Origin of the sequence: Paenibacillus sp. FSL L8-0708, assembly GCF_038009325.1 — a bacterium.
Classification (GTDB): domain Bacteria; phylum Bacillota; class Bacilli; order Paenibacillales; family Paenibacillaceae; genus Paenibacillus_AQ; species Paenibacillus_AQ odorifer.
The window spans coordinates 4339893-4366169 of record NZ_JBBPBC010000001.1 but is presented as its reverse complement, the minus strand read 5'-3'; the positions used below and the strand labels follow the sequence as shown (position 1 = coordinate 4366169).

At 40.4% G+C, this 26277-nt stretch carries 36 protein-coding genes and 3 pseudogenes; 29 read left to right on the top strand and 10 right to left on the bottom strand.

Going from position 1 to position 26277, the window contains the following annotated elements; all coding sequences use genetic code 11:
* Positions 1–26 precede the first annotated feature (26 nt).
* Positions 27–521 carry a GNAT family N-acetyltransferase gene (locus NYE58_RS20845; RefSeq protein WP_341002958.1) on the bottom strand — a complete coding sequence of 165 codons (495 nt, stop codon included), beginning with the start codon at positions 519–521 and terminating at the stop codon, positions 27–29.
* A gap of 167 nt (positions 522–688) precedes the next feature.
* Between NYE58_RS20845 and NYE58_RS37545 the strand changes: the two are divergent.
* The 16 genes and pseudogenes from NYE58_RS37545 (at position 689) to NYE58_RS20765 (ending at position 7557) form a co-directional block, all read left to right on the top strand.
* Positions 689–1032: pseudogene (locus NYE58_RS37545) on the top strand (DUF7448 domain-containing protein).
* 193 nt (positions 1033–1225) lie between these two features.
* Positions 1226–1564: a hypothetical protein gene (locus NYE58_RS20830; protein WP_339243733.1), complete on the top strand. Its 339-nt coding sequence runs from the start codon at positions 1226–1228 to the stop codon at positions 1562–1564.
* A gap of 3 nt (positions 1565–1567) precedes the next feature.
* A complete protein-coding gene (locus NYE58_RS20825; protein WP_076218006.1) occupies positions 1568–1858 on the top strand; it encodes a hypothetical protein in 291 nt (96 codons plus the stop codon).
* Positions 1855–2061 carry a hypothetical protein gene (locus NYE58_RS20820; RefSeq protein WP_076218005.1) on the top strand — a complete coding sequence of 69 codons (207 nt, stop codon included), beginning with the start codon at positions 1855–1857 and terminating at the stop codon, positions 2059–2061. Before NYE58_RS20825 ends, NYE58_RS20820 begins: the two co-directional genes overlap by 4 nt.
* Positions 2058–2504 carry a BC1872 family protein gene (locus NYE58_RS20815; RefSeq protein ID WP_076218004.1) on the top strand — a complete coding sequence of 149 codons (447 nt, stop codon included), beginning with the start codon at positions 2058–2060 and terminating at the stop codon, positions 2502–2504. The genes NYE58_RS20820 and NYE58_RS20815 overlap by 4 nt, the downstream gene beginning before the upstream one ends.
* Positions 2505–2518: 14 nt before the next feature.
* Positions 2519–2659 carry a hypothetical protein gene (locus tag NYE58_RS20810; protein ID WP_179087019.1) on the top strand — a complete coding sequence of 47 codons (141 nt, stop codon included), beginning with the start codon at positions 2519–2521 and terminating at the stop codon, positions 2657–2659.
* A 42-nt stretch (positions 2660–2701) separates the two neighbouring features.
* Positions 2702–3085 (top strand): annotated as a pseudogene (locus NYE58_RS20805) (YopX family protein).
* A gap of 640 nt (positions 3086–3725) precedes the next feature.
* A complete protein-coding gene (locus NYE58_RS20800; RefSeq protein ID WP_076218003.1) occupies positions 3726–3947 on the top strand; it encodes a hypothetical protein in 222 nt (73 codons plus the stop codon).
* A 57-nt stretch (positions 3948–4004) separates the two neighbouring features.
* Positions 4005–4565, top strand: coding sequence for a sigma factor-like helix-turn-helix DNA-binding protein (locus NYE58_RS20795; protein WP_256719023.1), 561 nt, complete (start codon positions 4005–4007; stop codon positions 4563–4565).
* Positions 4566–4791: 226 nt separating this feature from the next.
* On the top strand, positions 4792–4977 hold the full coding sequence (locus NYE58_RS20790; protein WP_076218001.1) for a DUF3797 domain-containing protein: 186 nt from the start codon (positions 4792–4794) through the stop codon (positions 4975–4977).
* 325 nt (positions 4978–5302) lie between these two features.
* Positions 5303–5536, top strand: coding sequence for a hypothetical protein (locus NYE58_RS20785; RefSeq protein ID WP_341002953.1), 234 nt, complete (start codon positions 5303–5305; stop codon positions 5534–5536).
* 168 nt (positions 5537–5704) lie between these two features.
* Positions 5705–5953, top strand: a complete 249-nt coding sequence (locus NYE58_RS20780; RefSeq protein WP_076218000.1) for a hypothetical protein — start codon at positions 5705–5707, stop codon at positions 5951–5953.
* A gap of 237 nt (positions 5954–6190) precedes the next feature.
* Positions 6191–6490, top strand: a complete 300-nt coding sequence (locus NYE58_RS20775; protein ID WP_076217999.1) for a hypothetical protein — start codon at positions 6191–6193, stop codon at positions 6488–6490.
* Positions 6491–6604: 114 nt separating this feature from the next.
* A pseudogene (locus NYE58_RS37540) lies at positions 6605–6655 on the top strand (hypothetical protein); the annotation flags it as partial.
* A gap of 123 nt (positions 6656–6778) precedes the next feature.
* Positions 6779–6913, top strand: coding sequence for a hypothetical protein (locus NYE58_RS20770; RefSeq protein ID WP_256719019.1), 135 nt, complete (start codon positions 6779–6781; stop codon positions 6911–6913).
* A gap of 41 nt (positions 6914–6954) precedes the next feature.
* Positions 6955–7557 (top strand): PBSX family phage terminase large subunit, encoded by a 603-nt coding sequence (locus NYE58_RS20765; RefSeq protein WP_076217998.1) that lies wholly within the window; start codon positions 6955–6957, stop codon positions 7555–7557.
* Positions 7558–7970: 413 nt separating this feature from the next.
* On the opposite strand, the gene NYE58_RS20760 is transcribed toward NYE58_RS20765, so the two are convergent.
* The 5 genes from NYE58_RS20760 to NYE58_RS20740 all read right to left on the bottom strand — a co-directional run bounded on the left by NYE58_RS20760 (position 7971) and on the right by NYE58_RS20740 (position 11419).
* On the bottom strand, positions 7971–8303 hold the full coding sequence (locus NYE58_RS20760) for a hypothetical protein (protein WP_076217997.1): 333 nt from the start codon (positions 8301–8303) through the stop codon (positions 7971–7973).
* Between the two features lie 420 nt (positions 8304–8723).
* Positions 8724–9071, bottom strand: a complete 348-nt coding sequence (locus NYE58_RS20755) for a hypothetical protein (RefSeq protein ID WP_076217996.1) — start codon at positions 9069–9071, stop codon at positions 8724–8726.
* A gap of 172 nt (positions 9072–9243) precedes the next feature.
* Complete coding sequence (locus NYE58_RS20750) at positions 9244–9642, bottom strand: ATP-dependent DNA ligase (protein WP_081387530.1); 399 nt, start codon at positions 9640–9642, stop codon at positions 9244–9246.
* A gap of 68 nt (positions 9643–9710) precedes the next feature.
* On the bottom strand, positions 9711–10547 hold the full coding sequence (locus NYE58_RS20745; RefSeq protein WP_076217995.1) for a discoidin domain-containing protein: 837 nt from the start codon (positions 10545–10547) through the stop codon (positions 9711–9713).
* A gap of 677 nt (positions 10548–11224) precedes the next feature.
* Complete coding sequence (locus NYE58_RS20740) at positions 11225–11419, bottom strand: tyrosine-type recombinase/integrase (protein ID WP_076217994.1); 195 nt, start codon at positions 11417–11419, stop codon at positions 11225–11227.
* Positions 11420–11783: 364 nt separating this feature from the next.
* On the opposite strand from NYE58_RS20740, the gene NYE58_RS20735 reads away from it, so the two are divergent.
* From NYE58_RS20735 to NYE58_RS20710, 6 genes are all read left to right on the top strand, one after another.
* Positions 11784–12284 (top strand): hypothetical protein, encoded by a 501-nt coding sequence (locus tag NYE58_RS20735; protein ID WP_076217993.1) that lies wholly within the window; start codon positions 11784–11786, stop codon positions 12282–12284.
* Between the two features lie 298 nt (positions 12285–12582).
* A complete protein-coding gene (locus tag NYE58_RS20730; protein ID WP_076217992.1) occupies positions 12583–13272 on the top strand; it encodes a hypothetical protein in 690 nt (229 codons plus the stop codon).
* A 430-nt stretch (positions 13273–13702) separates the two neighbouring features.
* Positions 13703–13906 carry a DUF5316 domain-containing protein gene (locus NYE58_RS20725; RefSeq protein WP_076217990.1) on the top strand — a complete coding sequence of 68 codons (204 nt, stop codon included), beginning with the start codon at positions 13703–13705 and terminating at the stop codon, positions 13904–13906.
* A 29-nt stretch (positions 13907–13935) separates the two neighbouring features.
* Entirely contained in the window at positions 13936–14088 is a 153-nt protein-coding gene (locus tag NYE58_RS20720) for a hypothetical protein (protein WP_179087018.1), read from the top strand.
* Between the two features lie 238 nt (positions 14089–14326).
* Positions 14327–15109, top strand: coding sequence for an MBL fold metallo-hydrolase (locus NYE58_RS20715; protein ID WP_341002950.1), 783 nt, complete (start codon positions 14327–14329; stop codon positions 15107–15109).
* A 38-nt stretch (positions 15110–15147) separates the two neighbouring features.
* Positions 15148–15924, top strand: a complete 777-nt coding sequence (locus NYE58_RS20710) for a methyltransferase domain-containing protein (RefSeq protein WP_341002949.1) — start codon at positions 15148–15150, stop codon at positions 15922–15924.
* Here NYE58_RS20710 and NYE58_RS20705 read toward each other — a convergent pair whose 3' ends face one another.
* The 4 genes from NYE58_RS20705 to lexA all read right to left on the bottom strand — a co-directional run bounded on the left by NYE58_RS20705 (position 15925) and on the right by lexA (position 18399).
* Positions 15925–16503, bottom strand: coding sequence for a hypothetical protein (locus tag NYE58_RS20705; RefSeq protein ID WP_341002947.1), 579 nt, complete (start codon positions 16501–16503; stop codon positions 15925–15927). It abuts the gene before it with no gap.
* A gap of 222 nt (positions 16504–16725) precedes the next feature.
* A complete protein-coding gene (locus NYE58_RS20700; RefSeq protein WP_139329870.1) occupies positions 16726–17106 on the bottom strand; it encodes a hypothetical protein in 381 nt (126 codons plus the stop codon).
* 150 nt (positions 17107–17256) lie between these two features.
* Positions 17257–17595: a L,D-transpeptidase gene (locus NYE58_RS20695; RefSeq protein WP_076128407.1), complete on the bottom strand. Its 339-nt coding sequence runs from the start codon at positions 17593–17595 to the stop codon at positions 17257–17259.
* A 177-nt stretch (positions 17596–17772) separates the two neighbouring features.
* Entirely contained in the window at positions 17773–18399 is a 627-nt protein-coding gene (gene lexA / locus NYE58_RS20690; protein ID WP_036687720.1) for a transcriptional repressor LexA, read from the bottom strand.
* A 251-nt stretch (positions 18400–18650) separates the two neighbouring features.
* Between lexA and NYE58_RS20685 the strand changes: the two genes are divergently transcribed.
* The 7 genes from NYE58_RS20685 to rnz all read left to right on the top strand — a co-directional run bounded on the left by NYE58_RS20685 (position 18651) and on the right by rnz (position 26110).
* On the top strand, positions 18651–19064 hold the full coding sequence (locus NYE58_RS20685; RefSeq protein WP_076128409.1) for a LysM peptidoglycan-binding domain-containing protein: 414 nt from the start codon (positions 18651–18653) through the stop codon (positions 19062–19064).
* A 109-nt stretch (positions 19065–19173) separates the two neighbouring features.
* On the top strand, positions 19174–19383 hold the full coding sequence (locus NYE58_RS20680; protein ID WP_036687717.1) for a DUF896 domain-containing protein: 210 nt from the start codon (positions 19174–19176) through the stop codon (positions 19381–19383).
* Between the two features lie 49 nt (positions 19384–19432).
* Positions 19433–19954, top strand: coding sequence for a hypothetical protein (locus tag NYE58_RS20675; protein WP_341002946.1), 522 nt, complete (start codon positions 19433–19435; stop codon positions 19952–19954).
* A 34-nt stretch (positions 19955–19988) separates the two neighbouring features.
* A complete protein-coding gene (locus NYE58_RS20670) occupies positions 19989–20774 on the top strand; it encodes an HAD family hydrolase (protein WP_076217984.1) in 786 nt (261 codons plus the stop codon).
* Between the two features lie 262 nt (positions 20775–21036).
* Positions 21037–21462 (top strand): FixH family protein, encoded by a 426-nt coding sequence (locus NYE58_RS20665; RefSeq protein WP_038571571.1) that lies wholly within the window; start codon positions 21037–21039, stop codon positions 21460–21462.
* Positions 21463–21641: 179 nt separating this feature from the next.
* Positions 21642–25019 (top strand): methionine synthase, encoded by a 3378-nt coding sequence (gene metH / locus NYE58_RS20660; RefSeq protein ID WP_370511261.1) that lies wholly within the window; start codon positions 21642–21644, stop codon positions 25017–25019.
* A 143-nt stretch (positions 25020–25162) separates the two neighbouring features.
* Positions 25163–26110 (top strand): ribonuclease Z, encoded by a 948-nt coding sequence (gene rnz, locus NYE58_RS20655; protein ID WP_076277053.1) that lies wholly within the window; start codon positions 25163–25165, stop codon positions 26108–26110.
* Positions 26111–26277: the final 167 nt, after the last annotated feature.

The following is a 26277-nucleotide window of genomic DNA, read 5'->3' as shown; positions in this document are numbered from 1 at the left end:
CTCATTTGTAATTAATTCGACATTGATTAGACTCTCAAATGTAGTATATGTTGAGGACCTTTTGGACCTTCATAAAATTCGTTTTCGTCAATAAAACCAGATTTTAAGTAAAGGTTCAAAGCAGGCTTGTTTCTCTTATTTACACCTAAGACAATTTCGTCAGTTTGAGGAATATTATTTTTTACAAAGTCAGGTAATAGTTTAAGAGCGATCTTTGCTAATCCCTTTCCTTGATTACCTGAATCAATAGAGAAGGATGTAAGCAAACGAGCATTAGAATTATTACTATATTTTAAAAGCTTATCGCCATCTTCTAAAGCAAAATAACCCACGGGAACACTATTTTCAAGAATCAAGACATGTTTTGTTCTATTGGAAATATTAGGATTGTTAATTTTGTCCAAAGGCATACTGGTAAATTGGAGTTGCTCTTTAGTTAAGTGGAAGTTGGATAATTGTTCATCATAAGTATTAGTGTACATTTCTAATACAACTAACGATTTTAAGGCGTCAGACAGCATTATATTATACCCCCGGAATATTTAATGATTTAAGTATAGTTTATTAAACCATTATAAGAAACATAGAACATATATTAGTTTTATTGAAGAGAAATAGTGATGCACAGTACGAAGATACAGGGACAGAGAGGGTTAATAGCCCTCCTCTCCCAAAGGAGGTTATAAACGTGAACTCCATATCAGATTTACTCGGAAAAACAGTAGTTGATATAACACAGGTTCTGAATGACGAACTGATCTTCAAGACTAACTGTGGCAGAGCATACAAAATGTATCACTACCAGGATTGTTGTGAATGCGTTGAGATTGAAGAGACTTGATTAATTCGCCAATCCTTATGGCAGAGGAAGTATCGCAAGACGACGATAATGCCAGCGAAAGTGGAACGTGGACGTTCTACAAACTTGCCACACTTCAGGGATATGTGACGATTAGATGGTACGGACAATCCAACGGATACTATTCGGAAAGCGTTGATCTCAAAGAAATGGCATTGCGGGAGGAAGCCTAATGACACAAAGGGACTGGCAAAAGGATATGGAGAGAATCAAGATTTTTGAACATGCAAAAACACTGTGTAACAACCCGTTTCCACCATCATTGAATATGAACTAACAGAGGTAGCTTTAGGGTACTGGCTCCAAGAAGCCAAAGAGCGCGGAGAACGGGAAAAAGAGATTAAACGGGCAATCGGTAGATGTTTGGTGGCAGGTAATTCACTTGGCAGCATTATCATGAATTACAATTTGCCAGAAGGTCATGAAGAATGGTCATTCCAAGAAGCAAACTCATATTTCTTCAGTAAATTCTACAATGATCGTCCATCTGCTTACGAGAGTTACGAAACGTGGCTTGCTTGGAAGGCGATCATGGGTGTATCAGAAATTATGTCCACCCTTTACCCAGATACCCCAGCACCCAAGGAGGGAATAGATTGGCTTAATGAAGAGTCTTGTGCCCGCTGTGGAAGAAATAAGCCCGTTGAAGGATATGAATGGTGTTCAGAGTGCAGACCGGATTTGGAAGCCAAGGAGGGCGAATAGATCATGAACGCATATTTCACAAATCAGCTATTGGATGAACTTAGTAAGGAATACCGCACAATGTCCAGAGATGGCGAAGGTAACAGCATTGAACAAGAGTACAACAGCACGGCAGTACGGGGAGACATTACAAAGCTTGTGTCTGACGTGAAACTGGCACGTAAACAGTTAGATGACTCTGAAATTATCCTTGCTACCATTGTCAATAATTATCACCATGTGCTACCGTATGACCTTACTCAGGCTGCGTTGAAGATTGCTAGGGGGCATGTTGAGGAAGGAGATAACCAATGACTACAGTAAAGATCATTTTCCACACTCCACCTGCACCGATTATTCCATGGTGGTACCACGAACATATTGGTGAAACCTTTGAAGTCGATGAAGATATCAAACATCCCAGTCTATTCCTAATACCGAAAAATGATTACTATCCATACGGACGGCACATACAGAAAGATGATTGCCAAGTAATTAAGGAAGTTGGTGCCCAATGACACTCACAAGGGAAGAGATACTGGCGAAGGAGCCGGGAGAAGAATTGGATGCTCTTATTGCTGAACATATCTTCGGTTGGCGAAGCATAAAAGGGCCGAAATTCGATTATGACGGCCCTTGCGAGTCGAATGATGTAATTGTTCCGCCAACCATCACCAGCGCAGAAGAGGCATTCAGGTACATGCAACCAAAGGGAGAAATACCGTTCGCCTACTTTGTAAATCGGGGTTGGTCTACGGACATATCCTCAGCATGGGAAGTAGTAGAGAATATCATTAGCAGAAATATGGATGTGAAGATCTACTGCGAGTCAATGAAAATGAATAAGCTGTTCGACTGTGTGATACATGAGGGTGATGTTGATAAGGTGGTCGTTTCGATGCAATCAACAGCACCAGAAGCCATTTGTAAAGCAGCCCTCTTGGCTGTACTGAACTTATAAGGGGGCTGAGACACATGAAACAAAAAGTGAAGAAGTGCCGAAAGTGCAAGACTGAGATGAAATACCAATGGTCTGATGGAGACGATTGCGGCGGTGTTGAGGAATGGATGGAATGTCCGGAGTGTGGATCTACAGCAAAAGTTCCGAAAAAGTGACATTTAGGGGGCTGAGACCCCAATCAAAGGAGACGATACACGATGGGCAGAGAGATTAAGTTCCGGGCGTGGGACGGTTTGACATTCTATTCACCATGGTTAGACGCGAAAGGTAACGTTTACCGTTCAAAAACTGATTTGATTGATGAAGACAACGCGCTTAATGATACGGTACAGCAATTCACCGGAGTGAAAGATAAGAACGATAAGGAGATTTATGAAGGAGACATTTTCGTTGATACAGCTGAGAACATTCACCTTGTCACTTTTGACGAACATTCTTTTTACTTTTAAAAGGTTTACGATAGCTGGTTAAAACGAAATGTCCTTGAAAGAAAAGAACGAACTTGGCTCAGTAAAACATTTACAAAAGGGTTTGAGTTGATCGGCAACATCTACGAGAATCCAGAACTAATAGAGGTATAAGGGGGAGAAGAGGATATGAGCACTGATATTGAATTCTTGAAGGAACTGCAGGCTGAACTGAATAACCAAGCTAACGACTGCCAAGCAGCCCCAGGCTTCTGGACAGTAGGCGATTAAAGATGGGTGGAATGCTCATCCGATAATGCAGAACGATTTTCTGTGTATCTACCAAATGACGGCGAATCACATGAAATCAATTATTTTCTGGTTGAAGTCGTGGATAAATAAGAACTATCTGAGGAGGCGCTGGAAGCGTTTGAGGAAATCAGTTGTGAGGATAGTGCATTTGAATGGATACAGGATCATTATGACGAAGGAGCAAGCCTTCATTCGGAAAAGAAAGAACATTTCGTCCGAGAAAACACCATGTTCCTGACCAAAGCAGAAGCCAAGTAGCATATTGAAGCGAATCATTACCATTACACTAAAGAAGCTCATACATGGGCAATGACAGCATGGAGAGCAACAAAGGTAGAACGTCTTCTTAAAGTGCTGAGTGAATTTCATTTTGGGAGTTTGCGCGCAGCGCCATCGAGTCAGACTGAATAATCCCAGTGAAACGAGGGCCGGATAAGGGTTTATGGCTTATCTGCACCCCATAAAGAGAGGAACAAGATACTCTAAAAGTGAGGTAAGTAGAATGAGATACAAGGACACTCAAAAAGCATTAGCAGAAGGTCAAAGACAGTTCATCTTTACTGCAAGCCCTGGAGAGCCTGTTAATTTACTGGCGTGGGGTCCGAGCTGGGTTAGATTCAAAGATCCGTATAACACATATCCTATCAGTACGAATATGAAGATGTTCTCAATGTTGGTGGAAGGTATTTATACAGAAAAAAGCCCTGAAGCATCAGGGCAATAGCAGCTTTATCCTCACCATATTATAGCATAAAGGGGAGGGGCATTAATTGTGGATGAGATGTTAATTAGTTATCGGAAAACTAGGACGATTCTAAGAAATTGCAAAGCCCCAATAGTTGAAATTAAAAGGGAGCTTGAGAAACTTATTGAAGCAAAAAGAGAAGCTAAAGAAGACTATGAGGAAGCAGAAAAGGAACTCGCTGCAATAGAAAGTCATATATCCGTGTTGAATAGCATGTTATCAGATGTGCAGTTAGCTATTGATTGGCTGAGATTAGGACATAATCCAGGACCACGGCGTGGCATACATCGGTTATCAATCGATCAACTAACAATTCCAGTAGATCCACTGCGAATGCAATCTTATGCCCAACCAGCAGCGTGTGGAAGCCCTACGACTTTAACGGATTCAGAACGATTTCAAATAGATGATGCTTTATCCACTTTATCCAAGAGAGAAAAAGAGTGCTATGTTTTAAAACACGGGATGTGTTTTTCTCTTAAACAAATTGCTGAGGAACTATCAATATCTAAGAGCACAGTTCAAGAATATGTAGGAAATGCAGAAAGGAAAGTAAAAGATTCAACCGAAAACAGCCTGTTTCTCATTAGCAGTTAAAAAAGCTAATTTCCCCATCCGGCTGCCACATATATATAGGAGGAACCTATTAACGGTTTGACTCTTATAATGAATGACGTGTAAAACCCACGCCAACCGTTGAGCTCACGGTTAATTGAGCTCAACCACATAAAACATTAAACGGTATGCCGACAATGTCCTACGGGCGTTAGAGCGGCATACTTTTTTAATATTCCCAAGCGGTTGGAAATTGGAGGTGAAATCTATGAATTTCACAGAGGCGATTAGGCTTTCAAAGAAGTATGCTGAGTGCCCAAAGTGTGGGAATGGAAATATTGGAGCAGGTGAAGGAACAATCAATATTGACGAAAACTCATTTGAACGCACCTGTAAGTGTGGCTGGAGCAAAACGATAAAGGTTAATCCAAATTCACAGCGCTTTACATTTTAGTTGTAAGGTTTTTGCCTAAATCATGCTGATTTGTAAAGTGATAATCCTGTATATGGTAGTGTGGTTGTTAAATATCCGGTAATAAGGCGAAATGGTTGTATTGCTGATGGCAGGAAAAAATTTCCTTAGTCGAGAATCGCTGAAAGCGGGAAATTTATTTTTTTTATTGTAAATCAGAAACAGATCACAAATATTAATAATAAAGGATTTATACTAAAATTTGCTATATATCTAAAATATGATAGCATTATACAGATAATAAAATACATTTTAGGAAGTAACAACGAAGAAAAGTGAAATTTCGAGAATTGTTGTCATGACTCTAATGTTTTTATCACTGATTATTTCGGTTGTTCCAAGCGGTGCTTCAGCGGCAGATTGGCCAATGGGTTATGAGGAGGCAAAAGCGAATGGTACGCCTTCACCTTACGGACATTCGGTCCAATCAATAGGGACATCTTTACCGGTAAGGAGTCAAAGTGCATACAGTAGTATGGACTTAGTAGTAAGTGGCGACTTGATTCAAAGAAGATATTTCGATTCTGAAGGAAAAGTTTAAATGGATATTTATTATACTAATCATGGGAATCCGGTGTTACATCCGGTAGTTCCACATAGACATAACTGGACCTTCCCTAATGGAGTATTCGGAAATCCAGTACGAGGACCTTGGTATTAAATAGAATTTATTGTATAATCAATAGATTTTAAGATTGGGGGTGGTTTAATGGATTATGGTATAACTGATTTAGAAAGCGATCTTTCTATTGGCAGGGAAATCGAATTTACTTTTGAGAATGAAAGATATTCAATAAGTAGGGTTAGTACTGGATTTTCTTTTACAAAATACAATGAACCATCTACTATGCAAAATTATACCGACCACACTGAGCTTTTAGGTAATGCAAAGATCGGGAATGAGTTATTAACTGATATTTTTAAGGAAAGGAGAATTAAAATTGAAGTAATATTTTGAACTCGGGGAGTCGCTGAAAAGCGACTAACTGATATTTTTAAGGAAAGGAGAATTAAAATTGAAGTAATATTTTGAACTCGGGGAGTCGCTGAAAAGCGACTCTTTTTGTATTGTAAATAACCCATAATCTAAACCCCAAAAGCTGCAGGGGTGACGGCGAAGTAAGGTACATGGGTATTGAATAGCAGGTGAATTTTCCTTGTGCGTCGATTTATGACGATGAGGGGGGTGATCATTTTGAATTGGGCAGAAAATATACAAAAAGCAATAAAAGCACACGAAATACTGGCTCAAGAAATTGAATTAGCGTTAAACGAAAGCATATCTGAATTAGAAGGTTTAGGCTTGGCTGCTCGTTATGAATATCTTACTCTGCATCCGCTTGAATGGAAGGTCTCTATTAACAATAAAGAAGTTATAATGACTAAAAAGAACGTTCTGGATTACAAGGAACAGCATGAAGCAGGTAGATTTGTTAATTATGATGGAGACACAAAACAAGCAGTTCAAAAATTCTTAGAGAATAGATTTGCATAGGCACCTTCGGGTGCTTTTTTCATGCCTTAAATACGGGGGGGATAATATAATGCCAAGAGCACGTGATCCAAACCGGGACCGCTCACTAGAGATATGGCGTGAACACGGTGGGAAATAACAAACAGGCAGATAGCCGAGCAACTGGACATTGACGAAAAGAAGGTAGTCGTCTGGAAGCAGCGTGATAAATGGAGTGTTGTACAACAATCATCAAATAACGTTGTACAACAGCCAAAGAAAAGTGTTGTACAACAAAAGAAACCGAAATCCAACAAACAGGAAAAAATAGTGGCTCGAGGCGATCCACCAGAAGTAGAAGCTGATCTAACTGACAAGCAAAGAATGTTTGTACTTAAATATATGGATGAAGAGACTAAGCTCCGCGTGAAGAAGATGCAGCTTGAAGTTGCGGGCCATCAGTAAAGAAGTCCAATCTGAGGTTGTATTCATAAAGGATGATCTTCATGAGTAAAGTTATTAGCTTACAGGAGAGCGTCGGCAAGGGATACGCAAAGTTTTGGCATTTTAAAGGGCGTTACCGGGTAGTCAAAGGCGGTAGGGGTTCGAAAAAGAGCACTACAGCCGCTTTATCTATTATTGCAAAGATGATGGAATATCCTTTAGCGAATACTTTAGTTCTGCGTAAGACGTTCAATACTCATAAAGACTCTACCTGGGCACAGCTTAAATGGGCAGCTAATAGGCTAGGAGTGGGTAACAAGTGGCAATTTAAGAAAGTACCACTAGAAGCTATATATAAGCCAACAGGTCAAAAGATATTGTTCCGAGGTCTAGATGATCCGATGTCAATCATCTCTATTACGGTGGACACCGGATATTTGTGTTGGGCATGGTTTGAAGAAGCCTATCAGATCCTTAATGAGGATGATTTCGATAAGCTGGATATGTCAATTCGTGTTCTGCTGCCGGAAGGATACTATAAGCAGCTAACGATTACTTTTAACCCATGGAATGAAAAACATTGGTTGAAGCATCGCTTCTTTGATACCGAGAACCCAGATACATTTGTGGATACTACAACATATCGATGTAATGAGTTCCTGTGAGACGAGGACCGCAAGCTATTTGAGTGGATAAAGAAGCATAAATAAACCAAAGCATCATAGGGTTGAGAGTGACGGAGATTGGGGTATCGCTGAGGGTGCTATATATGAAGACTGGGGGGAAGAAGAGTTTGATTATCGAGTTATTGCCAGGCAGTGATTAATTGAGTGCTACAAAGAAAGTCTTAGAGAGCGATACGGAATTTTTGACAGCAGCTCTATCCCAATCCAAGGTATCCGTATGGTTCGGCTGGAACCTGATCCAATTGGCCATCTTATAGATTATGGTGGGATTGTAGAGGGGGATACACCGGAATCAATAAGATCAGCGGATCTCGTTTATCCATGAAAGGTTCGAGTTTAAAGTGTGCATAAATAAGACCTCCCTATAGTAAAGAGAGGTCTTATTTTGATTATTATTTAACAAGAACTATATAATACATTGTATTTCCATTTCCAAAATCTGCGGCTACAGTGCTTGCCCCCGGAGACAAAGCTGTAATCAATCCGTCTTGCCTTACTTCAATACTACCATCCGTATGGATATACCAAAAGTCATACCCTGTTACCCACATTGTATCCCCGACTTTAAGATTAAGAATAGCCTGATAATATTCTCCCGCAGCAACTACCTCGTTTGCGGAAGGTGATGAATTCGGAACTGTAGAAGTACTGGATGCAAAAGAGGTCGACCCTAACGAAAAACAGGTAGCAACAGTTAATAGACCAGCTAAAATTTTCTTTTTCATAATCCAACCCTCTTTCCTAATTTTGGAACACAAACCAATTATGTAGTATAAATGTATAAAAGTAAACATATATAGTAGATTAATAGACTATTGAATATTAATTTAGGATATATAACAATTAAATGGTTTGTTTTTCGTGGAATTGTCTTATTGTGTGACATAAAGCTTGTTTAAATAATGTTCTAAATAAAGTTAATTTAACAGTTCAGAAACACCTAAACCCTGCGGAGTGGATGGGTATTTTATTGTTTAGGGAGTTGATTAATTGAGTGCTGCATAGGATTATTCAACAGATTCTATTAAGCTCGCTGGAGCTCATTTTGATCGGGGGTGGTTTGAATTCAGAACATACCTAGAATAACCCGCCGGGCTTATGCCTGCGGGTTATTTTATTGAGTTTTATTAATAAAAGATATTTTTTTAATAACTTACATGGAACCTAAAAAGAAATACAACGGCATTGCCCATCTCTGCGCTTACAACGGTAATACCAGGTTCAACCGGAGTAACTACGAAGCGATCTGTTCCTACAATAGTAGAGCCATCATTATAAATTACATTCCAAGTTATACCCGAATATTCAGAACCAAAATCTCCTACTTTTAAGTAAATGTCTTTCTCATAATAAACATAAGGTGTCACTTCAGAAGTTACCGATGGTGAAGAGTTAGTAGGCGTTGGAATTGTGGCATCAGCAGCAAATGAAGTAGATCCTAAAGCAAAACAAGCAGAAATAGTTAAGAGGCCAGCTAAGATTTTCTTTTTCATGATTCAACCATCCTTCCTATATTTGGGATACAATCCAATTATGATGTATTTATATCCAAAAGTAAACATAAAATGTATAATTATATATTATTAAATATTAAAATGGGATAATAGATAGAGAAAGGGTTATTAAATTCATTTAATACATACTATCTTCTAGTAGTACATGAATTTAGGAAATGTCTATCATTAGGTGCAGTCCACGTAGATCCTTACCTTTGTACATTAAGATATCAAAGATGGCATAATACACTGGGAGAGTCCCTGTGAGTTGAGTTATTTTATCAGTTCGTCTCGCTTGAAAGCGACTCATAACAGCTTCGAAATCTGATACTCCAGTTGTAGGGTCAACACAGGCTACTTCTCCATCCAAAACAACATCTTCAGCAAATGGGAGATGTAATTCAGGATACTGCCGAGTGCAATCATTATTGTGCCGTGTATATAGCCGGATTTTTCCGGACTCTTGAGAATAAATAAGACGATGCCCATCTATCTTTGGTTCATATATAAAATCGCTATGACTGAATGGTCCAGCAGTAGTTTGTAATAACATAGGTGATATAAACATAAAAAACCTCCTTCATCCAATTATAGCTTCTGGCTACTAAGGCTGGAGGAGGGAAGTGATAGGAAAAGCTATTTTGTTAAGGTATATTCACTAACTTCAAATGTAAGTATCTTATCGTGTACAACATATTCAGTACGTTTGCTAAAAGGGCCTTTGTTGTTCTCGTGCTTATCTATTCCATACTTAGCAGATCCCGAAGCACCGTCGTACCAATTTAGGAATGTAGTAACTTCTGACATTGGTAGATCAAACTCTTTTTCTAACCCAGTGGTTAGAGTTACTGTCAAAATTGCTCTGTCACTTGTTGGAACTTCCGGAGTAGCAGATGGAGTAGGTACAGGCGTGATAGTTGGTTCTGGAGCAGGAGTGTAGTTCATTTTTATTTCACCAATAGTAACAAAATAAGAGTATCCATTATTTTCTGATATATTTAATCTGTATTTTTTATACTCTTTTTCATTATTAAACGCGAATACTTTGTTCACTGATGTAGTCCAACCAGTAATATTGTTTTGAGTATCAAGAACAACCCAGTTTTCCCCATTCCATCCTTCGAAAGTCCAATTTTTAGGTGATTCTTTTGCTACATTCTCGTTTTTGCCACGACCTGTTAGAGAGTAAGAGTTAACAATTTGTGGACTTTCAAATTCATAAGCTATCCATCCATATGGCACACCTTCTTTAGAAGCCCACCCATAGTCGTTGTTGTTATTGTTAAATGCGTTGAATGCTTGATGGTCAATCCCCCATTCGCTACTTGCACTTACCACTCCAGATGGAGAAGTATTAGATGTCATTACCGGAATTAAACTTGATACTGTTGTGGTATTTGCTTTAGTAATAGAAACAAAACTAAATAGCAGAAGTAAGGATAAAATGATAGGTACGTAAATTTTCTTTTTCATATGTATCTCCTTTAGTATGTTTATAGGAATCAAAGATACATAATGCAACAAGAACCGTCTAAACAATATTTTTTAAATATGTAATAAAAAGAGTGTTATATTTATTAATTCATAATAATTACATTTGGTGATAGGATTTCTATTGATTTAAGAAGATATGTTTGATTATAATGCGAACAAAGGTTCTTGTTTTTTAGGGGGTATCAACATGCAAATAAAGAGTGGTTAAACTGTTGAAATTGTTTACTTAGATAAAGTTGGCAAGATTACTCAGCGTAAAATTAAAATTAAAGGTATGAAGGACGGCAAGATTTGCGCAACTTGCTTAAACACTGGTGTCCCAAGAGTATTTCTAGCGGAAAGTATATTAGCTTGGCAGGCAAGTGATAAAGGAGCAATTGCATGAAACCATTAACGGATAAAAGAAAAAGAAGTCCTTGAAGCGTTGATTAAGATGATCAAAGTCAATCACTATCCACCTACTTTGCGGAGGAGTCGACGAAGACAATGAAACCAAACAGCGTAAGAAACTTGAAGGTAATGCATGACGCTTTACTAGAATCTTAAAACCCTTAACGTCTTTGGCGTTGAGGTTTTTTTTGTGTGTAGGCGTGGGAGTAGTAAGGAATCTCTGTAATGACGGTGCCCACAAAATGCCCACAAAAAATTAGTGGATGCTAATCGAGGATAGATCTTATGTGAGCTTTGTACTTTTCTATACTGCTTACTTCAATCTTCTTGGAAATGTGAGAATAGACATCAGATGTAATTGTAATACTGCCATGTCCGATTCGCTCCTGAACATACTTCATATCATTGTCTGCTTCTAGTAGGAGCACTGCATGAGTGTGTCTTAGTGAGTGAATCGGCATAGGTGGGAGACCGATCCGTTTCTAAATTCGGGAAAATGGATTGAATAAAGAAGAATTAATACACGATAGAATATCCAATAAATAAAGCGCCGAATACTTTCGTTTCAGGAACATCACAAAATGACAGGGTGATGTGGGCAACTGATAAATAACTTTGGATATAAAATCCTGCACAATTATGTATATCTAGATGTCGAATAACAGAAATAGACGTTTTTCATTTTATATTTACACTAAAGGACAGTATTTGCGATATTCTATTAAATAATTTGGAAACTTATGAACTATATGTATATTTTCTAAAGAATGATAATATTAAAATGTAATCGGCCGATTAACTATCTTATCGAAGGATGGAAGCATAGTGAAAATAAAAAAATATCTATCTGTACTTCTTGTTGCAGCAGTAGTTTTGATTCCATCGGCCTCCGCATTTGCTGACGAGAATAGTTCAACGTCCCAAATCACTCCTTATGTTGTTGGAGTTGGCGATAGTAGAGCGAATGCAATAACAATAACACCTAATGAATATGGCGGCCAAATTTTTGATCTGTTCATCCAAAGTGCTACCGATCAAGATTGGTTTAAATGGACAAATACATCAGCAAATTTCAAAAGAATTGTAGTTAATGTGGGAGGGTATAGTGGTAATGGTCCCACAAGAGCAGGTGTGATAGTTAGTTATAACGGCGTCAGTGAACTGGGACCTATATATACTGCTAAAGCGGGAACTTGGGAGACTCAGTCTTTTAGTAATATTATACTTCCACCTGGAGCAAGCATTTATGTTGTTGTAGACAATCCAAACTTTACTTCTATGTCGCAGTATCGTTTGAACTTTTCTCATTACGATTACAGTATTTAATTTTAGCAAAGAAGCATCTCAATAATAGATTGAGGTGCTTCTTTTTTTGATACTAATAATTATATAGACACGCCCATTGAGGCTTTTTTTATTTTGCTCTCTGAACTTAAAATAATAGGTGCCCGAACCGTCCTAGAACAATTTGAATTTCGAGCACAACTCCATAGCTGTAAATAAGAACGAGTCGATTGTTTGAAATTTTTCAATCCGTAGCAATAAAATTGAGAAAAGGTTTGAAGAATAAGAGGACACGTCACTCATGTGGGTAATAACTAATATAGTAATAAGGAGGTGCGTAATGAAAAAAATAATATTAACTACAGTTACTAGTATTCTTCTGTCTTCCTCAATTCTCGGTGCATGTAGTAACAATAAAACAACAGACGAGGCAAAACCTACAGCGTCAAGTGCAGCAACAATGCCAGTTGTTGAAGCTACAAGCACTCCTGAACCTTCTGCTACTCCTTCTATGGAGGCGCAGGAGTCCGCCAGTCCGGAGGCCACTGATCCTCTAACATCCGATCGGCCAAAGACCAAAGCATTTGGTGAACAGGAGGGAGGGGTCTCAGGGCAAGAAGGTACACTTGGGAAAGGTGATGGATATTCCCTGTATGTTTTTCAGGGTTTCACACTAGACTCACAGTCTGGTCGTTTATCATTAACTGAGGATCCAACCTATTATGCCGAAATTAAACACTTACCTGCCGATTACGATCTTACAGCTTTGAAGCAGCAGGGACAAACCGAGCTTTCTGCAATTGGCAAAGCAAACGACCATAGCGGGGAACTAATTGAACATCCTCTAGGTTTTGCTGAACTATATCTGCAGGCAACTGGTGATAAAGGGATAGAAGATTATATGGTCTGGAAGAATCAGGCGGGGGAAGCTTTTCTTTTTCGGATACACAATCCTAAGGGGGATTCGTCGAATAAGTTTGCACCTTGGGTGATGGTTTCACTTGCAACACTTGAACTTGAAGGGAATTAAGTGTAAACAGAACCGAAGGGGTTGTATGGAGTAGAAGAAGTGTGCCATAACCATAATCAAAAAAATGGTTGTTGGCACACTTCTTCTTCTTCTTTTTTGGTACCTTACTTCATTCGAACGCCAATTTCCGTTTGCTGAGGTTGCAAATTTCGCGTATGAGCCCGCTATAGGACCCAGTAGACCTTATATGAAGCTTTACCCTACATTTGGGATAATAAAGGACTCCATAGTCGCCATTGGCATTGAAAACACTCAATATGAGCCTCATCCTTAGGAATAACGTCACTGGAGTCCGAAACCATGCTCCAAAGGCTGAAAATTAGCAAATAGCGTCATCTGGGTCCGAAAGTCATGGCACGTAGTAGAGGGATTTAATGTTAAAATATCTTATATATAGATAACTAATTCTTTCCTGGGAAGGAGTAAGTTCATGCAAATTTTTATTTACATAGGATTGGGCTTTTTTATAATTGCAGGTATATGTGTTGGAGCCTTCACGACAGGTACACAACAAAGAGGTAACTTTTATTCGGAATCCAAGCGAGACCGTAAAGCTAAAAACAAAGTAGCTAATTGGTCCGCTTTAGGTGGTCTTATTTCATTAGCTATAGCTGGGATTCTTTATTTGTTGTAATTGAACGAACAGCATAAGGAGGAGCAGTGTTGCAGATGGTGAAGATTTTTAATGAAAATACGGTCTCATTTACTCAAAAACAGTCTCCGATCCCAGAGTTTGCTTGGCATACGAGTGAAAGATTAGCTGAAATGGTGGGTTCCAAGCATTTGGTTTTTGATATCAGATCTTTAGGTTACTGAAGGGGATGTAATATTTTTTGAAATGGGACCGGAAGGGGCGCACCAGCTTTATAATCATTCCGATGCACCATGCAGGTATCTGGATCTCCGAACGAACCAGGGAATAGATATTTGCGAATATCCAGACTCAGGCAAAATCAACATTTTGCCCTATCAAGAAATCTATCAAGCAGATGAACAGGCGGATTATTGTAAGGGAGAAGAGCATGTAAGGGAAAAATGGAATGGGGGAGCGTAATTGATTAAAGATCGTTGGTTTACAGTAACGGAAATTGATCCGACCACCTATGCAATCAGTGAATATGGACATTGGGAAAAGGTGCATTCTTTTTTACTCTTGGGGCAAAAACAAGCCGCGTTAATTGATACGGGATTAGGTATTGATAATATTAAAAGAATAACGGATCAGTTAACGGATTTACCTATCGCTGTCATAACTACGCATGTGCATGCAGATCATATTGGCAGTCATGGACAATTCGAGACAATCTATGTACATAAAGAGGATGCGGATTGGCTGATTAACGGAATAAAAGGCTTGTCCCTTGCCCAGATTCGTAAAGATATGAGCCGGGACATCAGCCTTCCTGTTCCTGAAACCTTTGATCCTAACACCTACATACCTTTTCAAGGGAAACCAACAGCTCTTTTACAAGAAGGGGATGTGCTCGACATAGGCGGGCGCAAAATAGAAATATACCACACACCAGGTCATTCGCCAGGTCATATCAGCCTTTTTGATCATGCCAACGGATATCTGTTTACAGGTGATTTATTGTATGACGTTACGCCAATCTATGCCTTTTACCCTTCGACTAGTCCGGTTGATTTAGTGGCATCCTTAGAAAAGATTACGGAAATTCCAGGAGTTACCCAAGTATTCGGTTCTCATAATACACTGGGTTTAGATCCATCTATTTTACAAGAGGTCAAAAAGGCGGTTCGTGAGTTACGTGAGAAAAAGGTAGTAGCACATGGTACGGGCATTCACCAGTTTGATGGGTTTAGTGTGCAATTTTAGATTTTTCTATGTCGAAAACAAATGAGAGGTATGGCGATATGGCGTCTACATCAAAGGCTTTTACTAAATCAATAGATTCCTATTTAAACTACATTAAAATGCCTTGGGGGAGATTGTTTTATCATTCCGCTTGGCAGCAAATTGACAATCACTGCAGCTCTGATGAGGCAAAATCTATTTTAGATATCGGCTGTGGCTTTGGGATAACCAGTCGTGAATTCGCAAAAAAAGGTTATACAGTTACAGGGATAGATCCGACTCCAGAGATGATAGTCATTGCGCAAGAGTCTGCATGTAAAGACGGTCTTAACATAGCCTTTAGATCGGCAACGCTACAAGATGCAGATGTATTAGCGGACGGATATGACTGGATTTTTTGCCATAATGTGCTTGAATATCTCGATGATCCAAAACAATTGTTAATGGACATTAGTAAAAAACAAAATGAAAACGGAATGCTTTCTCTTATAACTCATAATCCAGTGGCAAAAGTGATGAAAAAAGCCATTATGAATAAAGATCCTATGGGGGCTATAGACAGTATTGGAAACACGCAGGAATATAGCGGCATTATTCAAACAGACATTACCATCTATACAAAAGATCAATTAGTGGAATGGCTCGCGGAGTGTGGTTATGAGATTAGAAGTATATACGGAATACATAATATCTACGGATATATTGTGGATAATGAAATAAAAATGGATGAGCAATGGCATGTAGAAATGGTGGAGCTAGAGCTTAAGTTAAGCAGTTTATCTCCATACAAGGACGTTGCTATTTTCACACATCTTATTGCGCAAAAAGCAACTTAATTATTCAGAGACGATTGACCTGAACAGTGCATGCAATTGCTGTACTTGGGAGAAAGCTTCCTTGTACTGGTTGTCGGATTGTCGAATAGGCAATAAACCCGGCAAGAAGGAGATACAATACACAGGCGTTTCTTTGCTGTTCATATATATTTTAAGCGTAAGCTCTTCAATCACATTAGCTTCTTCATCGGTGTCCTTAAGGATGTTAATATCTGCACTTGTTGCAGTAGTTTTGCTGTTTTGATGTCTTTTGGATACTTTTGAAAGGGTGAGTGCGTTAACCACAATCTCGGATCCCATTACATTATCAAAAGAGTATAGCTTTGCTACTGCTTTTTTGTTACTCTTCGGATTTTTGGTACCGATTGCCAATTTTTTATTAGGCTCGTTAAGTGCGATCAAGTGAGATTGATTGGGGGGAATGAATGTTTTGGTGAAGCTGATGTTAAAAGATGAGGTCGCATTAACTAGCTTAGAAATTTCAGATGAAGCAGATAGCGTTTTCAATTTTATAATGGCGGCACTTAGAATTAAAACAACTCCTAAAATAGCAAATAAGTACATCAGGAAAATCAGCATATAATCACACCTCCTAGTTATCTCATTAGACTCAAATTGTTGCTTATTGAAAGATATGCCTGAATGATCTCCACTAGTATCTTTTAAAAGGGAAATTCGTGGAATTATAGGATAGGCTTCACGATTAACCCAAAAAAAGCACCCAGAGAAACCTTCCGATTCTGCAAATGATGCAAAATTGGGGGTTGCTGCAAGGGTGCTTTTTAAGGTGATTATGTAAACCTATAGAAAATTGAAGGCAGTGATATGATCGGTATAAACAATCAGCTGTTTGTATTCGATCGGAGTCCCATAACTAGCATAAGGTCTTACAGTAACGTCATTGAGGACAACAAAGTTATAGCTGAAATTTTTATCAGGGTGTTCTGCTCCCAAATAAGATATGTATTCGTCTACAATTACATCATCCATCAAAGATTTTAAATCAAATACATCCTCTTTGTTGGAGACGGTTGGAGAGACGATTCCCTGAATGCTGCCAAAAGAGGTGAGCAAATTCACTTTTTTTCCACTAGCTTGTTCATCATTTAAAAGTAAACCGGACAGCTTACCCAGTGCATCGACTTTAAAATCGACGAGGGTTCTAATTTTTGAATTATTCAAACTAAACACATCCTTTTCAATTTGCAATCCTGTTAACAATATTCGACATATAATCACCAAACTCCTAGTATGCTAATGAAAAAATACTTACTTATGTAATGACCCCCATTTTTTAATGTGATTTGGGGGTTGCCGAGCCTCCATTCGAATTTAATTTCTTATCGTTACTCGTGTGCCTATAGGGACAATAGCAGCGAGTGCTAACACATCCTCGTTGTACATCCGGATGCAGCCGTGGGACACCTCTTTCCCAATGGAGGAAGGGTCATTGTTTCCATGAATTCCGTAGTGTGGTTTAGACAGTCCCATCCAAAAAACACCGAAGGGACCCCCTGGGTCGGGTTGTTTGTTAATAATAGTGAATTCACCCACTGGGGATTGGGTTAACATCTTACCGATGCCGACAGGGAAACCTCTAATCACAATATCATTGTCCAGAAGATATAACATTCGTTGGGTCAGATCTACAATAATTCGGTAGTTGGGCATTATACGCAACACTCCTTTCTAATTAGGATATGAGCAGAACGCCTAAAGGGTTATTCATAGAAAATGGCCATTTTAGCCATTGGGAACAATTGTTCGTAAGTGGTTGGAAAGCAAAAAAACGTAGAAAAAAGGCTGTTCCGCATATGCGGAACAGCCTTTTATGTTAGAAGTGCATACTTAGTGGATATCTCGAAACAATCCGATGACTCTTCCGAGAATAGTTACGCGATTAAGGCGAAGCGGCTCATAAGCTGGATTCTCCGGCTGAAGCCGTATATGATCACGTTCCTTGTAAAAGGTCTTAACGGTTGCTTCATCTTCTTCGGTCATGGCTACAACGATATCTCCGTTGTCCGCTGTTTGTTGTTGGCGAACAATCACATAGTCACCATTCATAATGCCTGCGTCCACCATACTATCACCCATGACAGACAGCATAAATACTTTGTTGTCACCTACATAGTGAGTAGGAAGTGGGAAGTAGTCTTCGATATTCTCTGTAGCAGTGATAGGTACCCCGGCGGTAACTTTACCTACGACAGGAATCCGTGAGATGGTCTGCGCGAATTGGTGAACATTCTCTGAATCCTCTTGGCCTAGTAATTCTATTGCACGTGGCTTCGTTGGATCTCGACGAATAAGTCCCTTCTTCTCAAGCCGGTCCAAATGACCGTGAACTGTGGAGCTGGAAGCAAGGCCAACAGCTTCTCCAATTTCCCGGACGGAAGGTGGATAACCCTTGCTGCGGACTTCGCTTCGTATAAATTCCAGGATCGCCAGCTGGCGACTTGAAATCTTTGACATTGGAATCAACCCCATATAGTAATGTTTGGGAAAATTATAACATAGAACTACCGTTCGCACAAACATAAGTTCTAACTATTATAAATATTAATCTGCTAGAGTTAAAAAATGGTAGACAAATGATAATAAAATGAACCGCTTGAGTCTCTCGAAAAAAAGAGAACAATTGTTCTGAAATAGTATTGAACAAAACACATGTTCGTGTTATTATAAATTCGAAAGTAAGAACAAGTGTTTGGAGGATGATGATTATGCTAAAATACAGTACATACCGCAGCATCTACGACAAGGCCCCAGTGGTTGAATCTATAGGACATAATGACGTTGCCCGTAATTCCGCTAAGGTGAAAGAGATAACGGAACGTTTGCTTGGAGGGATGATTTCGTTGTTCCGTCAAGATTTCTTTATTAAGTTAATATTGATTTTCGTGCTAGTATTATCTGGCCTAACAGTAGTGGGAAATGTGTTTGCAGGATCGACGACTATAATGAAGGAAGAGAAGCGGATTGTGGTTGAACGTGGAGATACACTATGGAGTATTGCCCTTAAGAATAAACCAGCTGATATGAAGACAGTTGTTTATATAGAAGGAATTAAACGTTCAAGTGGGATTAAGAGTAGTCAAATTAACGCTGGAGACATACTTACTTTACCTATTTATTAATTTTCTGAGAACATAATAGAATGACCAGTAGAGCTTGCAGGGAGTAGACCTTGACAAGCTCTTTTTCTCATGGCAGAGTTAGAATTAATTTATAGGGGGAGGGAAAGTATTGAATATTGATGAGTTGGTCGCGCGAATTAACGAATTGGCACGCAAACAGAAGAGCGTAGGCCTTAATCAAGAGGAAGTGGCGGAACGCGCCAAGCTTCGTGAAATTTACCTGGGGAATATCCGCAATAACTTCCGAGCACAATTAAATACTATTGAAGTAGTAGATAACGATGAGCATGAACAAGGTAACAAGGGGCTTAAACATTAGCTCGCTGTTCCTTTTCATAGATATTTCAGGATGACTAGGGGGAACGCACATGGCCCGTTCTTGGGAAAGAATGGTTCAACGCAACACACAGCAAATCAACAAGCAAAGAAAGAAACAAGGCAAGGATACGATTTATGCCTCTAAATCTCCTACCCAGAATGCCGAAGTCTTTAAAGGTCGCAACATTGCATTTCCGGTAGTGTTAGTGATACTTGGCACTATGTTTTGGGTAGTTGGTTCTATTGATCAGGCCAAAGGCAATGGCATGCTGGCTAATTGGCTGGGAGTAGTACTGTACTATTTGCTGGCAGCGCTATTGTTCTTCCGTCGTCCGTACTTGAAGGTGGAAAAAGCAAGACTGTCCACTATTAAATTCAATCGCGAACGCGGACTTCCAGCTGCAGATATTGAGAAAATCACCCTTTCGCGTGGAGCTGTAGTCATTAAGCACAAAGGGAAACGTAAGAAATGGATTTTCACAAAACTTATGAATCGCTATGATACTAATGCGATGAGTACACGATTAGAAGCATTTGCTAAAGCTCACAACATTGAAGTAGTTCACGAATAGAACTAGACCAGTTAAAGGGAGAGGGAGACCTGTAATGCCAATTTCTGCTGTACTATTTGACCTTGATGATACATTGCTGTGGGATGATCGGAGCGTCGAAGAAGCATTTCGTTCTGCTTGTGAAGCCGCCGGGGATACGATTGATCCACAAGAACTAGAAGTTGCAGTTCGTAAGGAAGCAAGTAGCTTGTATGAATCTTATGAGACGTTCCCATTTACAAAGATGATCGGAATTAATCCTTATGAAGCACTCTGGGCTAACTTTACGGCAGGTGAACAGCCAGAATTCCGTCAATTGGAGCAGCTTGCACCGGTATATCGTAAAGAGTCTTGGCGTCGCGGACTTGCAGTGTTAGGGGTGGAAGACGAAGCACTAGCTGAGACCTTGGCAACTAAATTCGCAGCAGAGCGCAGAAAACGTCCATACATCTATGAAGAAACAATGCATGTACTGGAACAGTTACGGGGTCAAGTGAAGCTTTTGCTACTTACGAACGGCTGTCCTGCACTGCAACAAGAGAAACTAGATGGTGTGCCAGAGTTAATTCCTTTCTTTGATCATATTGTGATTTCCGGAAGCTTTGGTAAAGGCAAACCGGATAAGGAAATTTTCCTGCATGCTTTAGAGCTTCTTGATGTAACGCCTGAGCAAGCGGTTATGGTCGGCGATAAGCTGACAACGGATATCCGTGGGGGGCTGGCAGCAGGGTTGACCACGGTCTGGATTAATAGAAAAGGTAGAGCACCTAGTCTTGATATTCATCCGGATCATGAAATCAATCACCTTGAGGAACTTCTTCCACTAGTTCAATCCTTGTAAGATATACAGAGCTATTAGCTCCAACATAAAGACTTTATAAAAGCAGCGAGTTTCTGAGATCCTAAGAAACTCGCTGCTTTTCTGTACATACATACTAACATAAGGATTTCATTAGATTTTTAAGTAAATGATTTAAGTCACAAGACTAATGCGGAATTGATGCAAAATACTGAAAAACCAATAATAATGTGTATAATAGATGGAGATGTATAACATGAATTGGTAGATTTTTATTATTCGATAATGATTGGGAGGGCTCCAAATGATGAGATCGAAGAAATTAGTCGCTGTATTATTAGGTGCAACACTTCTAGTACTAGGTGGATGTTCTTCAAATGGAACCAAGCATTCAGAAATACATAACATGAATATGAACATGTCTATGGAACCTATCAAAGTCGAACTACAATGGAGTCCTGAAGAAGTTGTTGTAAATCAAAAGGTAACCTTTGAAGCTGTGGTGACCCAAGATAACGAGGCAGTAGATGATGCAAAAGAGGTTCTGTTCGAAATTGTGAATAAAAATGATGAGGGACAGAAAATAGAGCTTAAGGGAAAGCTAATTGGTAAAGGAGTCTATCAAGCAGAAGGGACCCTTGAAAAGGAAGGACAATATAATGTCACTTCACATGTGACAGCCCGGACACAGCACTCTATGCCTAGCAAAGAGCTGTCTGTGAAACCATGATTCAAAGGTTCGCAAAGGTTACTGAGCAATAACAGATAAAGCAGAGTGGAAAGGAAGGCTTTTCGAAATTCCTTTATTCTGCTAAACTTACTCTAATGTTTTACTGGGGGGACTATTAGTTGGCTAAATATACACTTGAGGAAAGCTTACAACAAAGGATTTTGATCCTTGATGGCGCAATGGGCACGATGATCCAACAGGTGCCTCTTACTGGAGAAGATTTTGGAGGCGATGAGCTGGACGGCTGTAATGAAATGCTGGTATTAACACGCCCAGAAGTCATTCAGACGATTCATGAGCAGTACCTCGAAGCAGGGGCTGATCTCATTGAGACTAACACATTTGGTGCAACCTCTGTTGTGCTAGCTGAATATGATATTCCTCAGCGGGCACGTGAGATCAATCTAGCGGCAGCAGAGTTGGCTCGAAGAGCAGTAGACAAATATGACACACCTGACCGTCCGCGATACGTCGTGGGGGCTATGGGTCCAACAACAAAAACGCTCTCAGTAACTGGAGGCGTTACTTTCCAAGAGTTAGTTGATAGCTATGAGGAACAAGCAGTGGCATTGATCGACGGTAAAGTAGATGTTTTGCTGCTGGAGACCTCTCAAGATACACTTAACGTTAAAGCTGGAAGTATTGGTATTCGTAATGCTTTTGAAAAGACTGGCATCACGTTGCCGGTTATGATTTCCGGAACAATTGAACCAATGGGTACTACATTGGCAGGTCAGAATATTGAAGCATTTTATATCTCATTAGAACATCTGAAGCCTATCTCTATGGGCCTCAACTGTGCGACTGGTCCTGAGTTTATGCGGGATCACATTCGTTCGCTTTCGGAGATCTCCTCCGCAGCCGTGAGCTGTTATCCAAACGCAGGATTGCCGGATGAGAACGGACATTATCATGAATCTCCAGATTCTTTAGCTCGCAAGATTGCAGCCTTTGCCGAAAAAGGCTGGCTGAACATTGCAGGGGGTTGCTGTGGAACGACACCAGAGCATATCCGTGCGATGAAGGAAGCACTTTCTGAATATCCTCCACGCCCGCTGACAGGTAATCATCCACCTGCACTTTCAGGCATTGAGCCTATCTATATTGAGAACGACAACCGCCCATACATGGTTGGTGAACGTACGAATGTACTTGGCTCTCGTAAATTTAAACGTCTTATCGTCGAAGGTAAATATGAGGAAGCCTCAGAAATTGCCCGTGCTCAGGTGAAGAGTGGGGCACAGGTTATTGACGTGTGTGTACAAGACCCTGACCGTGATGAGATTGAAGATATTAAGCTTTTCTTAGAACTGGTTGTGAAAAAGGTTAAAGTACCCCTGATGATCGATACTACCGATCCTAAGGTTATCGATTTGGCTTTGCAGTACTGTCAAGGTAAGGCGATAATTAACTCCATTAACCTTGAAGATGGTGAAGAAAAATTCGAGCTGGTGACGCCGATCATTCATAAATATGGTGCAGCTATTGTTGTGGGTACCATCGATGAGACGGGACAAGCCATTAAGGCGACAGATAAACTGGAAGTGGCTAAACGCTCCTATGACTTGCTAGTGAATAAGTACGGTTTAGCAGGAGAAGATCTTATTTTTGACACGTTGGTGTTCCCTGTAGGAACCGGAGATGAACAATATATCGGTTCAGCAAAAGAAACGATTGACGGCATTCGTTTGATCAAGGAAGCACTTCCAGGTGTTCATACGATCTTGGGCATCAGCAACGTCTCCTTTGGATTGCCGGAAGCGGGACGTGAAGTGTTGAACTCCGTATTCCTTTATGAATGTACAAAAGCTGGGTTGGATTATGCGATCGTAAATACAGAGAAAGTGGAGCGGTATGCTTCCATTCCTGCTGAAGAACGTCATCTTGCTGAGGAACTGATTTATAATACGAATGATGAGACGCTTTCTGCTTTTGTAGCTGCTTTCCGTGGTAAAAAAGTAGAGAAAAAAGAGAAGATTTCCAACCTGTCACTTGAAGAACGTTTAGCTTCCTATGTGGTTGAAGGTACGAAGGAAGGACTCATTCCTGACCTTAATGAAGCATTGACTAAATCTGGCCCGCTGGAGATCATCAATGGACCGCTGATGGCAGGGATGTCGGAAGTCGGCCGGTTATTTAATAATAATGAATTGATCGTTGCTGAGGTGCTGCAAAGCGCTGAAGTGATGAAGGCTTCTGTCAATCATCTAGAGCAGTTTATGCAGAAGGATGAGACAGCAGTTAAAGGAAAAATTATGCTGGCAACCGTAAAAGGGGACGTGCATGATATTGGTAAGAATCTTGTGGAGATCATCCTCTCCAATAATGGTTATCAGATCATTAATTTGGGTATAAAAGTACCACCAGAGACCATTATCGAAGCCTTCCGTCGAGAAAAAGCTGATGCGATAGGATTGTCCGGGCTGCTTGTGAAATCTGCTCAGCAGATGGTCCTCACCGCTCAGGATTTACGTACAGCAGGGATCGATGTTCCGATTATGGTTGGCGGCGCAGCTTTGACCCGTAAATTTACGAAGACCCGTATTCGTCCAGAATATGACGGTCTAGTATTGTATGCTAAGGACGCTATGGACGGGCTGGATATTGCCAATCGGCTTATGAACCCTGAAGAACGGGAGAAGATTGCCGAGGAAATTCGTGTGGAGGCAGAAGCAGCGGTTGCGGTGGCGCCTAAGCAAGAACTGCCGAAACTAACCAGAGCAGTGCGTTCCAAAATATCTCCAGATGCACCTGTATTTGTTCCACCGGATTTAGAACGCCACGTACTGCGTAACTATCCATTGGGGCATATTATCCCCTATGTGAATATGCAAATGCTGCTGGGTCATCATTTGGGGTTACGGGGTTCGGTAGAAGCCCAATTAGCTGCTGGAGATCAGCGGACTGTTGAACTGAAGGGTACCGTAGACGATATTCTCCATCAAGCAATGCTAGAGGGTACCATTACTCCACATGCTATGTATCAATTCTTCCCTGCACAATCGCAAGGGAATGATATTATAGTGTATAATCCACAGAATACGTCCGAGATCCTGCATACCTTTACTTTCCCGAGACAAGGGGTAGAGCCTCATCTGTGCTTGGCGGACTTTTTGAAACCTGTTGACAGTGGTATTATGGACTATGTTGGATTCCTAGTTGTAACAGCAGGTCACGGTGTACGTGAATTGTCTACTCAGCTGAAAGAAAGCGGAGATTATCTGCGTTCACACGCCTTGCAGTCGGTTGCTCTTGAAGTGGCAGAAGGACTGGCGGAACGCGTCCATCATATGATGCGCGATACTTGGGGTTTCCCGGATCCGGCGGATATGACGATGAAGCAAAGACATGGGGCAAGATACCAAGGAATCCGTGTTTCATTTGGTTATCCTGCATGCCCGGATTTAGAAGATCAAGGTCCACTGTTTAAGTTGTTATCTCCGGAGGATATCGGTGTTCACCTTACAGAAGGCTTTATGATGGAGCCCGAAGCTTCCGTTTCGGCTATGGTATTTGCCCATCCAGAAGCGCAGTATTTTAATGTAGAGAAGCTGTAATTCTTTCATTTATATACCTGGTCTGTAGGGGATTGTATCCCTTTCAGCGGAACCTCCCGTAACTGGGGGGTTTTTTGCTGGAAGAAGGTCGTTTAGAATTGAAAAGAGATGGTTGAGCCAATAAGCAGAAGGGAGGAAAAAGAATGGATTTATATTTTTTAGGTACTAATGCAGGTGTGCCAACGCTACAACGCAATGTAACGTCCGTTACATTAAGACTGCTGGAAGAACGTCGCAGTATTTGGATGTTCGATTGTGGGGAAGGTACACAACATCAGGTTCTTCGTTCACCGATTCGGCTAGGAAAGCTGGAAAAGCTATTCATTACCCACTTGCATGGTGATCACCTATTTGGTCTTCCAGGTCTATTATCAAGTCGTGGTTATCAGGGAGGGACAGCGCCGTTAACGGTGTACGGACCCCCTGGATTAAAAGCTTACTTAGAGATCTCCTTAGCTGTGAGCCAATCCCGAATTCCTTATAAGATTGAGATTGTAGAGCATACAGGAGGAATTATATTCGAGGATGATAGCTTTAAAGTTGAGGCTGCATTACTTGAGCACCGCATTGACAGCTATGGCTACCGGGTAACGGAAAAGGATAGTCCCGGAAGCCTCAATACGGAATTGCTTAAGAGTTATGGTTTAAAACCGGGACCGATTTATGGGAAATTAAAAAAAGGTGAAGATGTTGTTACGGATGAAGGTGTACGAATCTGTGCTGCTGATGTTGTCAGGGAACCCAAACGAGGACGTATTGTTACTATCCTTGGAGATACAAGACCTTGTTCGGGAGCCTTAGAACTCTCTCTTAATGCAGACCTTATCGTTCATGAAGCAACCTTCGCCCATGATCTGGCTGACATGGCGTATCAATATCATCATAGTACAGCCCGTCAGGCTGCAGAGTTAGCAAAACAAGCCAAAGCAGGACAGCTGTTGCTGACTCATTTCAGTTCTCGTTACAGCTCGCATGAAGAGTTAATTCCTTTGCTTGAGGAAGCTGAACTCCTATTCCCAGAGACATTATTAGCTGAGGAATTTAATGCATATCCGGTACCTCGCAGACTAAATGGGCAACAGGGGGAATGATTATTTTCCGGGAAAGCGCAGGAAATGACAGTGCTATGCTAAAAAATGCTGGATGGGACGGTTGTTCGATTTCATTCGACGAAGTGTGTTAGATTTAAAGTAATCACGGAGTAAAAGACGAACGAATGGCTGGACATATTGCCGAAAATCAGTAGGTGATATCTTCC